Genomic DNA, 13,793 nt, shown 5'->3' with positions numbered 1-13,793 from the left:
GTCAGTGCTCCCGGTGCTGGTCGGCGAGGGTGAAGGCGATGACGGCGTCCTCCATGTCGGGTGTGACCGGCTGCTCGCCGGGCCGGGCGGGGCCGGGGTGCCAGGAGCGGGTCCGCCGCCCGCGCCGCCAGGACAGCTCCCGCGGGCCGGCGGGCGCGTCGCCGGAGGTGACGGTGCCGGGGACGTGCGCCAGGACGTCGGCGGGGGCGCCGCCGGCCAGCACCCGGCCGCGGTCCAGGACCAGGCAGGTGGAGGCGCGTTCGGCCTCGTCGAGGTAGGTGGTGGCCATGACCACCGAGGCCCCCTCGGCGGCAGTGCGGGAGATCAGCCGCCACAGGTCGACCCGGCTGACCGGGTCCACGCCGGTGCTGGGCTCGTCCAGGACCAGCAGGCGGGGTTTGTGCAGGATGGCCAGGCAGAACGCGAGCTTCTGCCGCATGCCCCCGGACAGGTTCCCGGCCAGCCGGTCGGCGGCGCGCTCCAGGCCGGCCGCCTGGAGCAGTTCCTCGCGGCGCCGAACCAGTTCGCCGCCGCCCAGGTGGTGGGCGGCGGCGACGAAGGCGATGTTCTCGGTGACGGTCAGGTCCGTCCACACCCCCGAGGCGCCGGTGGGCATGAAGCCGCAGTACGGGGTCGGCGGCGCGCTGACCCGCCCCGACTGCGGCCGGATGCGGCCGATCAGGGTGCGCAACAGGGTGGTCTTGCCCGCGCCGTCACCGCCGACGACGGCGGCGACCTGTCCCCTGACCGCGGGCAGCGTGACGTCGTCCAGGGCGGTGGTGCCGCCGAACGCGACGGTGACCTCGAACGCGCCCCAGTCCCGTTCCCCGGGTGCGGAGGCATGGTCGGTGGCGCCGGCGACGGTCGCGCCGTGCGGGCCGGGCTCGTCGGGGACGGTCATCGGGCGCTCCCGACGGCGACGGGCCTGCGCGCGGCCTTGGGCGCGGCGGGGGCCAGGTCGCGGCGGAAGCGCAGGATCGCGGCGGTGAACACCAGGATCCCCATCCCGGCCAGCACGCCCAGCGGCAGCGCCAGGGAGTCCAGCGGGGCGTCGCGGAGCATGACGCCGTTGGAGATCATGTTGAAGTACGTCAGCGGGAAGATGTAGCCGATCCACCGCACCCCGGCGGCCATCGCCGCCAGCGGGAAGATCATCCCGGAGAGCAGGATCTGCGGCATCAGCGTCAGCAGCGCCATCTGCATGGCCTGGCCCTGGTTCTGCGAGACCGAGGAGATCAGCACCCCGATCCCCAGCACGGTGAACAGGAACAGCGCGGCTCCCAGCGCCAGCACGGCGGCGTTGCCGGCGAAGGGCACCCCGAACAGCAGGCAGCCCAGCACCGTCACGAGCACCATGTCGAAGGCCGCCAGCACGAAGTACGGGGCGATCTTGCCCGCGATGACATCCGAGGCCTTGAACGGCATCACCGCCAGTTGTTCGAGGGTGCCGGCCTGACGCTCCCGCACCAGGCCGATCGCGGTGATGATCGTGCCGATGAAGGCCATGATCATGCCGACCAGGGCGGGCACCATCACCCACGAGGTCTTCAGGTGCGGGTTGAACAGCACCTCGGGTCGGAGGACGCCGCCGCTGGCCCGCGCGGCGGAGCCGGCGGCCTGCGCCGAGAAGAGGTTCGACCCGTCGATCAGCACGGTCGAGGGAGTGCTGGCGGTCGGGGTGCTGCCGGTCGGCGTGGTGCCCTTCGGGCCGGTCACGACCACCGCGCCCGCGTCCTGGGAGCGCAGCGCGTCACGCGCCTGCTGCTCGGTGCCCCGGGGGTCGACCTTCTTGACGTGGAAGGGGGCCTTCAGCTTGGCCGAGACGGCCTGTGCCTGCGGTCCGTAGACGCGGGTGGGCACGTCGGTGACGCTGAAGTTGGCCGCGTAGCCGAAGACCACCAGCAGCAGCAGCGGCAGCGCGATGATCATCGCCATCGTGCGGCGGTCGCGCCGCAGCTCCAGGAACTCCTTGAGGATCATCGCCCACATCGGGCCCACCGCCTTGTCCCACGCACCCGGTCCAGGTGCTTGCCGATCAGCCGCCGCCGGGCGCAGGGTCCCGGGCGCGGTCAGGTTAGGGCGGGGCGAGCATCAATACAACGAGCGTTTAATTAAGTTACGCTCGCCGGGTGAACGACTCCGCCCAGGTGCAGCAGCCGCCGCGGCCCGGACGAGGCCCCGGCCGCCCGGCCGGAGCGCGGGCCGGCGACACCGCCACCCGCGACCGGATCCTGGACGTCGCCCGGGAGTTGTTCGCCCAGGGGACCTACGGCTCCACCACCGTGCGCGCCGTCGCGCTGGCCGCCGACGTCAACCCGGCACTGGTCATCCACTACTTCGGCTCCAAGCACGAACTGTTCGCCGCGGCCCTGCAACTGCCCTTGCAGATGCGCGACCAGATCACCCAGATCCTGCAAGGCGACCCGCGCGGCCTGGCCGAACGCCTCGTCCGCTTCTACCTCGGCCTGTGGCGGCTGCCGGCCTCGCGCGCCCCCATCGCGGCGATGTTCCGCTCGGTCTTCTCCGACCAGGAGGCCGCGGACGCCCTGGGCCGGTTCCTGACCACCCGGATACTCGGCCCGATCATGGACGACCTCGGCCATGACCGTCCCGACCTGCGCATGTCGCTGGCCGCCACCCAACTGGTGGGCCTGGCCATCGGCCGCCACATCCTGTCCGTCGCGCCCCTGGCCGAAGCCGACACGGACTTCCTGGTCGCCTGCGTGTCGCCCGTCATCCAGCACTACCTGACCGGGCCGCTCCCCGCGACCCGTCCCGGGAACCGCGGCCCCGGGACGGGCATCCTCTGATCCGCGCCGTCAGCCCTTCCGCACGCCGTCGAGGATCTCCGAAGCCCGCTCGAGCGACTGGTCGACGCTCGCGTCGGAATACATCGTGTCGATCATCACGTGCCTGATGCCGGTACGCTCCCGAATCCTCCCGAGGGCGGTCACCACCTGCTCCGAGGACGTGCCCGCGTCGATGTTGACCCTCAGGACGCTGTCGATGGCGTCCGGGTCACGGTCCGCCTTGCGCGCCGCCTCGTCCACGAACGCCCGCTGCCGTTCGAGTTCGTCGAGGTCGATCCAGCTCGGCACCACACAGAACGGCAGCCATCCGTCGCCGTGTTGGGCGACCCGTCGCAGCGCACGTTCGGCCTGGCCTCCCAGGTAGAGGGGCGGTCGGGGGCGGCGGGCCGGCTTGAGCGGCGCGTGGTGCGGAGGAACCGACACCAGGTCGCCGTCGTACGCGGCCGGGTCCGTCGTCCATATGGCTTCGAGCGCGCGCAGGAGTTCGTCCATCCGGGCGCCTCGGGTGGCGAAGTCCAGGCCGGCGGCCTCGTACTCCTCCGGCGACCAGCCCACGCCGAAGCCCGCGAGCAGCCGACCCGCGCTGATCAGGTCGATGGTCGTCAGCGACCTGGCCAGTTGGACCGGCGGGTAGAGCGGGGCCACCAGGACGTGCGTGCCGAGCAAGACGTGCTCGGTGGCGCTCGCGGCGACCCCCAGCACGACGAACGGGTCAGCCGCGGGGTTCAACTCGGCCGGAATGGTCGTCCCTTGGCCGCCGTAGCCGACCTTCGGGTGTACCGCGGCGAGGTTTCTGTCACCGACCCACAGGCTGGCCCCGCCGGCTGCCTCGATCCCGCGGGCGAACTCCGCCACCCGCGCGACCTCGAAAGCCTGCTGGTGGAACTGCGGTAGTGCGAATCCGACCTTCACGACACCCTCCGATACAGCTCTCGGCCCCCGCCGCCCGGCCTCGGTGCGCCGGATCCCCGGCGGCACCCGACCGCCGGCCACCGACCGGCCGTCGCCGACCGCGGCACCGGAACGACGGAGGCTCCCTCTGCGCCACTCCTGCCCCCGCGGACGCGGTAATCACCCGACCCGCGGCGGCCGGAGGCCGGTTGCCGGCGTTGGGCTGGCTGCGCAGATGATCCTTCGCAGCGGGAGGGGACGTCGTGACAGTGGACGGGCGGCCAGATCCGGTTGATGTGCGGGGCCCGTCGGCGCCCCCGGCCAGCGGGGCAGCGGAGGGTCCGGGTCCTACGACGCCGACGCGGAGCCACCCTCACGGACCAGGCCCGCGAGCAGTTCGCGGTAGTGCCCGAAGTCCGGCACCCGCGCCGCCGGATCCTTCGCCTCGTCGTCCCAGCGCCGCACCCGGACCGCGTCCCGGCCGTAGGGCTCCGCCTCGTACGCCCGCACCTGCGCCGCGGTCATCGGGCCGCCCTGGTAGCCGAGCGTGCGCACCGACTCGGCGGACAGCAGGCCGTAGTACGCCGGCTCGACCGCGCACAGGTAGCGCTTGGCGGCCACGTGCAACCGCACCGGCTCGGTCACCTCGGCACCGAACCACCCGCTGAGCAGCGCCGCCCCGTCGTCGCTGTGCCGCTCCTCCCCGGGCCCGGGGTGAATGTGCCCGACGTCGTGCAGCAGCGCCGCCGCCACCAACGCGTCGTCCGCTCCGGCCCGCCGCGCGAGCGCCGCGGTCTGAAGCATGTGATGCGCCTGCGTGACCTCCTCGCCGAGGTACTGCTCGGAAGCCGCACTGGAGAACAGCCCACCCAGCGCGACCAGCGCGGATTCGGCAAAGCCGGTCATCGTCTCGTCATGTCCCATGCCCGCACCCTCACACCGCCCACCCACCAGCCGGTGCCCAGCGCACGACCACCAGGTGAACGCCGCACGATCGCCCCGCCCCGATCCGGCCGAGCTGGCACCGCCGACGCAGGGCGACAACCTCAGTGCACGGGCCCGAAGAGCGGCTGACGAACCCACCACTCCAGCCGCCGGGCCTCCGGTGGCGCGACCTCACCGGCCGCCGGGCCGTCCGGCGCGCACTGCGGCCAGAGGCCGGCGAGCCATGCCTGCTCGGCGGCGCTCAGCCGGTCCCACCGATCGCGGAGCTCGGCCACGAGCCGGACGGCACGGTCACCGCCGGCCCCGTCCAGATGCCGGCCGAGGTAGCAGACTGCTGCCGCTGCCTGGGACTGCACCGGCAGATGCCGCGGGTCGGATTCCGGTGCCCGCCCCGGCCGGCGCAGGATCCGCTGCAAACATGCGAACGCCTGCTCCCACGCCCTGTCGTCCCCCGCGCCCGCGAGCCCCACCATCGCGTAGCGCCGCAGCACCGTGTCGCGATCGGACAGCGCCCGCGCCAGAACGTCCGACGCGTCCGCCCCGGACCGCTTGGCCAGCGCGAGCACCGCCGCGCACCGCATGTCCCTCGACGCACCAACGGTGGTCAGAACCTTCCGCAGCGCGTCGGGACCCGCAAAGCCCTGCGCGTCGCCCAGCACAGCGATCACGGACACCCGACGACCGACAGAAAGACCGTCCAACGACGCCACAAGTTCGGCCTCGCCCCCGGGGCCGTCCATCACGGCGTCTCGGAGCGCCTCGCCGAAGACCTCGATGCTCCGATGACGCAGCCGTTCCCCCGACGAGGCCACCTCGCGGGCTACTCGAACGGGGTGGGGTCGCCCGCTCCGCGGCGGAGGATCTCGCTCACGCCGTCGGAGAAGTCGATCACGGTGGTGGGCTCGGTGCCGCATTCGCCGGAGTCGATCACGGCGTCGAGCACGTGGTCGAGTTGTTCCTTGATCTCCCAGCCCTGCGTCATGGGTTCGCTCTCGTCGGGGAGCAGCAGGGTGCTGGAGACCAGGGGTTCGCCGAGTTCGGCCAGGAGTGCCTGGGTGGCGGTGTGGGCCGGGATGCGGACGCCGACGGTCTTCTTCTTCGGGTGCAGCAGCTGGCGCGGCACCTCTCGCGTCGCGGGCAGGATGAAGGTGTAGCTGCCGGGGGTCGCCGCCTTGATCGTGCGGAACACGTTGTTGTCGATCTGCACGAACTGGCCCATCTGGGCGAAGTTCTGGCACATCAGCGTGAAGTGGTGCCGGTCGTCGAGAGCGCGGATCGTGCGGATCCGGTCGATGCCCTCGCGGTTGCCGAGCCGGCACCCCAGGGCGTAGCAGGAGTCCGTCGGGTACGCGATCAGGCCGCCGGACCTGATGCTGTCGGCCACGGCGCTGATGATCCGCGCCTGGGGGTTCTCTGGATGCACGTCGAAGTATCGGGCCATCGCCCAACCCTATGTGCGCCGCCGGGCCCCAAACGTTGAGGCGGGCCCGCGCTCATCCTTGATGTTCGCGGGGGAGTTGCCAGGCGTGCCAGAGGCCGGCGTATTCGCCTTCCGCGGACAGGAGCTCGGCGTGGCTGCCGGACTCCGCCACCCGTCCGGCGTCGAGCAGGACGACGTGGTCGGCGCCCGCCGCCTGGGTCAGCCGGTGCGCGACGATGACGGCGGTCCGGCCGGCCAGGGCCCGACCGGCCGCCTCCTCCAGAAGGCGCGCGTTCGTGCTGCCCGCCTCGGCCGTCGCCTCGTCCAGGACCGCGACCGGGGGATCGGCGAGCACCAGCCGGGCCAGGGCGAGTTGCTGCGTCTGCGCGCCGGTCAGGTGGTGGCCGCCCTGCCCGACCGGGGTGTTCAGGCCCTCGGGCAGCGCGTGCACCCATTCCAGGGCGCCGACCCGGTCCAGCGCGGCGAGCAGTTCGGCCTCCCCGGCGGACGGATCCACCAGCCGCAGGTCGTCGGCGAGGGGCCCGGCGAACACGTGCGTCTCCTGGGTGAGCAGCACGCAGTGCCGGCGCAGCGCCGGGCCGCCGAGATCGTCGGTCGGCACGCCGCCGAGCAGCACCCGTCCCGCGCCCGGCAGATGGACGCCCGCGGCGAGCATCGCCAGCGTGCTCTTGCCCGCCCCGCTGGTGCCGACGACGGCGACATGCCGGCCCGGCTCGACGTCGAGGTCGACACCGTGCAGCACCTCGTGATCCGGCCGGTACCCGTACCGCAGCCCGGTGAGCCGGACCGACGCGTCGCGCGGCTTCGGCCCGGGGGTGTCCGGGGCCGGCGGCAGGTCCGCGATGCCGACCAGCCGGGCGAACGACGCACCGGCGTACTGCGCGTCGTCGAACAGGCCCAGCAGAGTGTTGAACGGGGTGAACAGCCGGTGGAAGTACAGCGCCGCGGCCGTCGCGGCGCCGACGGACGCCGAACCGTCCCGCACCAGCAGGAAGCCCGTCGCCAGGATCGCGCAGAGCCCGGCGAGTTCGCCGTAGTTGAGCCGCCCGAAGAACCGGCGCTGCAACGCGGCCATGGTGATCGACAGGTCCCGCGCCGTCGCCGAGCTCTCCTCGATGCGTGCGGCGTGCCGGTCGCCGAGCCGGAACGCGCGCACGGTGGTGACGCCGTCCACGGAGTCGAGCACCCGCTGCGCCAGCGCGCCCGCCGCGACCCGCTCGCGCCGCGAGAACGGCACGACCGCGCGCAGGTACCAGCGCAGCGCCACGATCTGGAACGGCACCGCGACCAGCCCGGCCAGCGCGAACCGCCAGTCGAGCAGGATCAGCGCGGCGAGCGTGAGCGCCAGGGTGAGGACGGTGTCGGTGAGCGTCGGCAGGACGCCGGTGGCGGCCTCGTTGACCGACTCGACGTCGCCGGTGACCCGCGAGACCAGATCGCCGGTGCCCGTCGTCTCGATTCGCCGCGCGGGCAGCCGCAGCGCGCGCTCCACGACGCGTTCGCGCAGCGCCGCCGCGGCGGTCTGCGCCAGCCGGGCCGTCAGACCGGTGCCCGCGCTGGTGAACACCGCCTGGCCGACGGCCGCGCTGAGCAGCAGCAGCGCGGTGCCGCCGATCGTGCCGCCTCCGTCACCGGTGACGGTGTCGACGATGCGCCCCAGCAGCCACGGCACGGCGAGGCCGAGCACGGTACCCGCCACCAGGGTGAGCAGCGCCGTGGCGGCGAGCCCCCGGTGCGGCCGCAGCAGATCGAGCGCGGCGCGCCTGGCCCGCGCCGCGCCCGCGATGGGCAGCGCCGCATCGGGTGTTCCGGTCGAGGTCATCCCAGCACCGCCGTCCGGTAGTACGCGTCAGATTCCAGCAACTCGGCGTGTGTGCCGACGAGTTCGGCTCTGCCGTGCCGTACGACGACGACGCGGTCGGCGGCGGCCAGCAGCGCCGGGCTGGTGGTGATGACCAGGGTGGTGCGTGCGGCCCGCATCGTCCGGATGCCGGCGGCGATACGCGCCTCGGTCACGGTGTCCACAGCGGTGGTCGGGTCGTGCAGCACGAGCACCGGAGGCTCGGCGGCCAGCGCCCTGGCCAACAGCACCCGTTGCCGTTCACCTCCGGACAGGGACCGGCCCCGCTCGGTGACGGGCGTGTCGAGCCCTTCGGGGAGCGACGCGGCGATCGAGTCGACGTCGGCGCATTCGACCGCGCGGGCGACGGCCGAATCGGCCCGCCCCCCGCCGGAGGTACCCGCCGTGACGTTCTCGATGACCGTGCCGCTGAACAGCGCGGCGTCGTGCCCCGAGACGAGGACGGACGCCCGCGCGGCCGTCGGGGCGAGCCCGGCCAGCGGGACGCCGCCGCAGGTGATGTCCCCGGCCTCGGGCTCGGCCTCCCGGCCGAGGCAGGCGACGAGCGCGGTGGCGGCGGCCGGTTCGTCGATGAGGACCCCGAGCAGTTCGCCGGGCCCGGCGCTCAGGTCCAGTCCGCGCAGCGCGCCGCGCCGCAGCCCGGTGACGTCCAGCCGCACGCCGTCACCCGGCACGTCCGGGCTCTGCGCCGCGGCCTCCGCCGTACCCGCCCCGACGGCGTAGGGCGCGTCGAGTATGTGGCTGACCCGCCGCGCCGAGGCCGAGGCCCGGGCCCAGCCCGCGCCGACGTTCGCGATGAAGCCGAACGGCCCGATGAGGAACTGGGTGAGCCCGATCGCGGCGACGAAGTCGCCGACACTGATCGTCCCCGACGCGGTCAGCCGCCCGCCGACCCACGCCACGAGCGCGAGGAAACCGCCGTTGAGCGCGGTGATCACCCCGGTCCTGACCGCGATCAGCGTGAGCGAGCGCACCGCGGCGGTCCGCGACTCCATGCTGGCCGCGGCGTAGCGGGCGGCGGCCGCGGCCTCCGCGCCGATCCCGGCCAGCACCCGCAGGCCCCGCACCAGGTCGGTCGCGACGCCCGACGCCCGGGCGGCGGCGGCCTGTTCGACCGAGCTGCGGTGCACCAGCGGCTTGGAGATCAGCGTCGTCAGCAGGAACACAGGGATCAGCCCGAGGATGACCAGCAGCCCGAGCAGCAGCGAGGCGCGCAGCAGCAGCACCGCGGCCACGATCAGCGCGCCGGCCGCGCCGGCCGCGCCCCACACCGCCGCGTTGACCATGCCGACCCGCTGGGTGTCAGAGGTGGCGGTGGACAGCAGCTCGCCGGACCGCAGCCCGGGCAGGTCGATGCCGCGCGGATCGAGCACCCGGCGGGCCAGCCGGGTCCGCAACTCGTGGGCGGCGCCCTGGGTGGCCCGGCGCACCAGCCGGCCGCCGAGCCGCATGGAGACCGTCAGCACCGCGAACAGCACGGCGAGTGCCAGCAGCGTCCAGCCGAGCCCGGCGGCGCTGTGCTTGCTGATCGCCTGGTCCACGACCAGGCCGATCATCACCGGCACCGCGGCCTCGCAGCCCTGATGGATCATCGAGAAGACCGCGGCAGGTACGACGTTCCGCGCCTGGCCGCGGATCGCCGTCCGGACTATCCGTTTGCCGCCGGCGGCCGGATCCTCGGCGGCCGTGCCGCCGGGCGCGGGGGCACCGGCCGCCAGGGGCGCGGGGGCGACGGCGTTCCCGGCGGTCACGCGGCGTCCGAGGGCGAGGCCGCGGGCAGCACGGCGGGCAGCCGGCGCGACCCGGCGTCGCGGGCCCGCGGCACGATCAGCGGCCGTCCCGTCTCGGGGTCGTCGATGACCCGCACCGGCAGCCCGAACACCTCCTGGACGAGGTCTTCGGTGACGACCAGCGACGGCGGGCCCTGCGCGACGATCCGGCCGGCGGCCATCGCGATGAGGTGGGTGGCGTACCGGCAGGCGTGGTTGAGGTCGTGCAGGACGGCGACCAGGGTGCGGCCCTGCTGCTCGTGCAGGTCGGCGCACAGGTCGAGCACCTCGACGGCGTGCGCGATGTCCAGGTAGGTGGTCGGCTCGTCCAGCAGGAGCGTCGGCGACTGCTGCGCGAGGGCCAGCGCCAGCCAGACCCGCTGGCGCTGGCCGCCGGAGAGCCGGTCGACCGGCCGGTCCGCCAGGCCGTCCACGCCGGTCGCGGCCATCGCCTCCGCCACCGTCCGCTCGTCCTCGGCCGACCACTGCCGCAGCAGCCGCTGGTGCGGATAGCGGCCGCGGGAGACCAGGTCGGAGACCGTGATGCCGTCCGGTGCCACCGGGCCCTGCGGCAGCAGCCCGAGGCGGCGCGCCAGCACCTTGCCGGGCAGCGAGCGGATGTCGTCGCCGTCCAGCAGTACGGTGCCGCCGGCCGGGCGCAGCATGCGGGACAGGCCGCGCAGCAGCGTCGACTTGCCGCAGGCGTTCGCTCCGACGATCACCGTGAACGACCCGGCGAGTATCGAGACGTCGAGCCCGTCGAGCACGGTCTCCTGCTCGTACCGCAGTGTCAGGCCGTTCGCGGCCAGCCGTGTGTCCTCGCCCATGCCGTCCCTTCCGATGTCGTGGCCGGCGCGTGTCATGCCCGCCCCGTCCGCCACTGGCCGGCCAGCAGCCACGCCATGTAGAGCCCGCCGAGCGCGCCGGTGGCGACGCCGACCGGCAGGTCGACCCCGAACGCGTGCTGCGCGACGATGTCGCCGACCACGAGCAGCACCGCGCCCATCAGCGCCGCGGGGAACACGCCGGCGCCGGGGGCGCCGGTCAGCCGCCGGGCCAGTTGCGGCGCGGTCAGCGCGACGAAGCTGATCGGCCCCGCCGTCGCCGTGGCCACCGCGACCAGCGCGACGCCGAGCGCCAGGAGCGCCAGCCGGCTGCGTTCCACCCCCATGCCCAGGCCCCGCGCGGTGTCGTCGCCCAGTTCGAGCAGGTTGAGCCGCCCGACGAGCAGACACGCGACGAGCAGCAGCACCGGGACGGCGGCGAGCGCCGGATACAGCTGGTCCCAGCCGAGCCCGGACAGGCTGCCGGTGAGCCAGACCTGTGCCTCCTGCGCGCCCTGCAGAGTGGACCGGGTGAGCAGGTAGTTGACCACCGAGCCGAGCATGAGGCTCACCGCGATGCCGACGATGACCAGCCGCTGGCCCTGCACCCCGTGGCGCAGGGCCAGCAGGTAGACCAGTACGGCACTGCCGAAGCCACCGGCCAGCGCGCCGAGCGAGGTCGTGGCGTAGCCGGCGTGCAGCACGGTGATCGCGAACACCGCGCCCGCCGAGGAGCCCATGGTGAAGCCGATGATGTCCGGGCTGCCCAGCGGGTTCTTGGACACGCTCTGGAAGATCGCGCCGCTCGCGCCCAGCGCCAGGCCGACCATGACCGCGCACAGCAGGCGCGGGCTGTCGACCGTGTAGACGATGAACTCGTCGGAGACCGTGCCGTGGCCCTGGAGGGTGCGCAGCACCTCGCCGAACGGCAGCCCTCCCCACACCAGCAGTGTGGCGAGCCCGGCGGCAACGGTGGCCAGCGCCAGCATCAGGCAGACGGCCGCGGCGCGCGGCGAGACCCGGCGGGACAGGTGCCCGCCCCACAGCCGCACCGCGCGGCGGCGGGAGGCGGTGTCCACCCGCACCGGGGCCGTGGACGTGCGCAGCGCGGGGCTCACAGCGACGACACCTTTCCGCGCCGGACGAGCGCGATCAGCACCGGCGCGCCCAGGAAGGCCGTCACCATGCCGGCCTGCAGTTCGCCCGGCCGCGCCACCACCCGGCCGACGATGTCGGCGGCGAGCAGCACGGTCGGCGCGAGCACCAGCGAGTACGGCAGCACCCACCGCTGGTCGGGGCCGACGATGCCGCGCGCGATGTGCGGCACCGCGAGCCCGACGAAGACGATCGGTCCGACGGCCGCGGTCGCCGACCCGCACAGCAGGGTGATCGCCAGCGCGCCGAGCAGCCGGGTGCGCGCCGGATGGGCGCCGAGGGCGCGGCCGGCCTCCTCACCGAGCGCCATCGCGTTGAGCGGCCGGACCAGCGCGAGCCCGAGCACGGTCCCGGCGGCCATCAGCGGCAGCACCTGGCGCAGTACGCCCGTACCGCGGTTGTCCAGCGAGCCGACCTGCCAGAACCTGAACGCGTCGAACGCGGCCGGCGACAGCAGGGTGATCGCCTGTACGAGCCCTGTCAGCACCGCCGTCACCGCGATGCCGGCCAGCGCCAGCCGGGCGGGCGTGGCTCTGCCGGTGCCGCGCGAGCCGAGCAGGTAGACCACGCAGGAGACGAGGGCCGCTCCGGCCACGCCCAGCCAGACGTACTGCCAGGGCGAGTCGAGGCCGAGCCAGGCGATGCCGATGACGATCGCCGCCGCGGCGCCGGAGTTGACCCCCAGCAGCCCGGGGTCGGCCAGCGGGTTGCGGGTCAGCGCCTGGATCAGGGCGCCCGCCAGGCCGAGCGAGGCGCCGACGCACAGGCCGATCAGCGTACGGGGCACGCGCAGGCTGGTGACGACCAACTGGTCGTCGGTGTCGGTGTTGTGGAAGACGGCGTCGAAGACCTCGTGCAGAGGTATCTCCCTGGTGCCGACCGCGAGGCTGAGCACCACGATGACCAGCAGCGTGAGCCCGGCCAGCACCAGTCCGGCGGCACGCCGGCCGGTGCTGTGCGACGACCACGACTTCCGGCCCGGCGTGCCGCGCACGGCCTTGATCGTGCCCTGCACCGGTCACCTCTCGTCGCGTCCTGCGTGTGTCGTGGTCGGCCACCGGTCGTGGCGGCGGTCGGTCCTGGCGGCGGTCGGTCGTGGTGGCGGCCGCCCGTGCGCCGTCGGCCGTGCGCCGCCGCGGTCCCCGGCCGGCGGGCACGCGGCGACGTCAACTGTCCGCGAACGGATAGTTAGCTCAGGCTAACCTAACCTATCGTGGGCGGCGACAGGGGAAGTCGGCCGCAATCACGGCCGGTTCGGGCTCCGGGACGGCCGGCGGGCGTGGAAGGGACAGCCGGTCATGGGCTCGCCGTCGCCGTCCGGCAGGAAGTACTGGCGCCACTCGCGGTTGTCCGGATCGCCGTACGAGCCCAGCTCCGCGGCCGGCTCGGCGGCGTCGAAGCGGCGCAGCCGGGTCCGGATGGTGCGGCGCGCCGCGCTGCCCCGCGGGGTGTCCTGCTCAAGCCCCTCGAAGACCCACCGCGGTTGGAAGGTGATCACGAACACCGGGCTGTGCCGGCTGCGGCGGGCGTCGTGCGCCGGGGTGTTGCAGACCACGAAGATCTCGGTGCCCTCGAAGCAGAACTCCCACAGGAAGTGCTCGGGATCGGTGGGCGTCTGCTCGGGCCAGGGCGACTGGTCCTCGTCGTGCAGGTACTGGAGTATCGACCAGAACCGCTCGTGGTAGGCGTCCAGCCCGCGCGGCGGACCGTCGTCGCGGAAGAACACCACGAGCGAGGTCTCGCGGGATATCCCCTGGTACTGGCCGAGATAGCCGGACAGGATGCCGGGCAGCAGCTTCCAGGCCGCCTCGTTGTCCAGGTCGTCGACGAAGCCGAAGCGCAGCGTCGTGCGCTTGGCGGCGGCGACGGCGAAGGTGCAGGGAAAGGGGTCGTCGGCCGCGGTGAGCGTGCCGAGCAGCTCGCGGGCGCGGTCGGCTCCCCACCGGGGCAGCGAGCCGATCGTCTGGCGGCGTATGTCGTCGTCCGCGGCGTGCGTGAGGTCGGCGCGGTCCTTGGGGCAGGCCGCGGGAGGCGCCGCCGGGGACGGCTCGCTCTCACCGGCGGCGTCGGCTGATGACACCATCAACTCCGTTGTCG

The 13,793-nt window shown here is 73.8% G+C and carries 13 protein-coding genes; 1 reads left to right on the top strand and 12 read right to left on the bottom strand.

What is annotated here, in order from left to right; genetic code table 11:
* Window position 1: 1 nt before the first annotated feature.
* Together ACQPW6_RS00660 and ACQPW6_RS00655 are read right to left on the bottom strand one after the other, a co-directional pair.
* On the bottom strand, window positions 2-901 hold the full coding sequence (locus ACQPW6_RS00660; RefSeq protein WP_433887505.1) for an ABC transporter ATP-binding protein: 900 nt from the start codon (window positions 899-901) through the stop codon (window positions 2-4).
* Window positions 898-1,989, bottom strand: a complete 1,092-nt coding sequence (locus ACQPW6_RS00655) for an ABC transporter permease (RefSeq protein ID WP_433887504.1) — start codon at window positions 1,987-1,989, stop codon at window positions 898-900. The genes ACQPW6_RS00660 and ACQPW6_RS00655 overlap by 4 nt, the downstream gene beginning before the upstream one ends.
* A 140-nt stretch (window positions 1,990-2,129) precedes the next feature.
* Between ACQPW6_RS00655 and ACQPW6_RS00650 the strand changes: the two genes are divergently transcribed.
* Window positions 2,130-2,810, top strand: coding sequence for a TetR family transcriptional regulator (locus ACQPW6_RS00650; protein ID WP_433887503.1), 681 nt, complete (start codon window positions 2,130-2,132; stop codon window positions 2,808-2,810).
* 9 nt (window positions 2,811-2,819) lie between these two features.
* On the opposite strand, the gene ACQPW6_RS00645 is transcribed toward ACQPW6_RS00650, so the two are convergent.
* The 10 genes from ACQPW6_RS00645 to ACQPW6_RS00600 form a co-directional block, all read right to left on the bottom strand.
* Entirely contained in the window at window positions 2,820-3,722 is a 903-nt protein-coding gene (locus ACQPW6_RS00645) for a TIGR03619 family F420-dependent LLM class oxidoreductase (RefSeq protein WP_433887502.1), read from the bottom strand.
* Between the two features lie 327 nt (window positions 3,723-4,049).
* The gene (locus tag ACQPW6_RS00640) at window positions 4,050-4,625 is read right to left on the bottom strand and encodes an HD domain-containing protein (protein ID WP_433887501.1); all 576 of its coding nucleotides are present in this window, start codon (window positions 4,623-4,625) and stop codon (window positions 4,050-4,052) included.
* Window positions 4,626-4,747: 122 nt separating this feature from the next.
* Entirely contained in the window at window positions 4,748-5,320 is a 573-nt protein-coding gene (locus ACQPW6_RS00635; RefSeq protein ID WP_433887500.1) for a hypothetical protein, read from the bottom strand.
* A gap of 146 nt (window positions 5,321-5,466) precedes the next feature.
* Window positions 5,467-6,087 (bottom strand): L-threonylcarbamoyladenylate synthase, encoded by a 621-nt coding sequence (locus ACQPW6_RS00630; RefSeq protein ID WP_433887499.1) that lies wholly within the window; start codon window positions 6,085-6,087, stop codon window positions 5,467-5,469.
* A gap of 52 nt (window positions 6,088-6,139) precedes the next feature.
* Window positions 6,140-7,909 (bottom strand): ABC transporter ATP-binding protein, encoded by a 1,770-nt coding sequence (locus ACQPW6_RS00625; protein WP_433887498.1) that lies wholly within the window; start codon window positions 7,907-7,909, stop codon window positions 6,140-6,142.
* Window positions 7,906-9,699, bottom strand: a complete 1,794-nt coding sequence (locus ACQPW6_RS00620; RefSeq protein ID WP_433887497.1) for an ABC transporter ATP-binding protein — start codon at window positions 9,697-9,699, stop codon at window positions 7,906-7,908. The genes ACQPW6_RS00625 and ACQPW6_RS00620 overlap by 4 nt, the downstream gene beginning before the upstream one ends.
* Window positions 9,696-10,580, bottom strand: coding sequence for an ABC transporter ATP-binding protein (locus ACQPW6_RS00615; protein WP_433887496.1), 885 nt, complete (start codon window positions 10,578-10,580; stop codon window positions 9,696-9,698). The genes ACQPW6_RS00620 and ACQPW6_RS00615 overlap by 4 nt, the downstream gene beginning before the upstream one ends.
* Window positions 10,577-11,659, bottom strand: coding sequence for a FecCD family ABC transporter permease (locus tag ACQPW6_RS00610; RefSeq protein WP_433887495.1), 1,083 nt, complete (start codon window positions 11,657-11,659; stop codon window positions 10,577-10,579). The genes ACQPW6_RS00615 and ACQPW6_RS00610 overlap by 4 nt, the downstream gene beginning before the upstream one ends.
* Window positions 11,656-12,711 (bottom strand): iron chelate uptake ABC transporter family permease subunit, encoded by a 1,056-nt coding sequence (locus ACQPW6_RS00605; protein WP_433887494.1) that lies wholly within the window; start codon window positions 12,709-12,711, stop codon window positions 11,656-11,658. Before ACQPW6_RS00605 ends, ACQPW6_RS00610 begins: the two co-directional genes overlap by 4 nt.
* A gap of 228 nt (window positions 12,712-12,939) precedes the next feature.
* A complete protein-coding gene (locus ACQPW6_RS00600; protein WP_433887493.1) occupies window positions 12,940-13,776 on the bottom strand; it encodes a YqcI/YcgG family protein in 837 nt (278 codons plus the stop codon).
* Window positions 13,777-13,793 lie beyond the last annotated feature (17 nt).

Source organism: Streptomyces sp. CA-111067 (assembly GCF_050956065.1).
Classification (GTDB): Bacteria; Actinomycetota; Actinomycetes; order Streptomycetales; family Streptomycetaceae; genus Actinacidiphila.
The sequence above is the reverse complement of the archived record's forward strand: the minus strand, read 5'-3'. Positions and strand labels throughout refer to the sequence as shown.

Excerpts from the sequence above, each read along its gene's own strand:
- ACQPW6_RS00660 (WP_433887505.1), bottom strand. The coding sequence starts at position 901 with ATGACCGTCCCCGACGAGCCCGGCCCGCACGGCGCGACCGTCGCCGGC.
- ACQPW6_RS00615 (WP_433887496.1), bottom strand. The coding sequence starts at position 10,580 with ATGACACGCGCCGGCCACGACATCGGAAGGGACGGCATGGGCGAGGAC.
- ACQPW6_RS00640 (WP_433887501.1), bottom strand. The coding sequence starts at position 4,625 with ATGGGACATGACGAGACGATGACCGGCTTTGCCGAATCCGCGCTGGTC.
- ACQPW6_RS00655 (WP_433887504.1), bottom strand. The coding sequence starts at position 1,989 with ATGTGGGCGATGATCCTCAAGGAGTTCCTGGAGCTGCGGCGCGACCGC.
- ACQPW6_RS00630 (WP_433887499.1), bottom strand. The coding sequence starts at position 6,087 with ATGGCCCGATACTTCGACGTGCATCCAGAGAACCCCCAGGCGCGGATC.
- ACQPW6_RS00625 (WP_433887498.1), bottom strand. The coding sequence starts at position 7,909 with ATGACCTCGACCGGAACACCCGATGCGGCGCTGCCCATCGCGGGCGCG.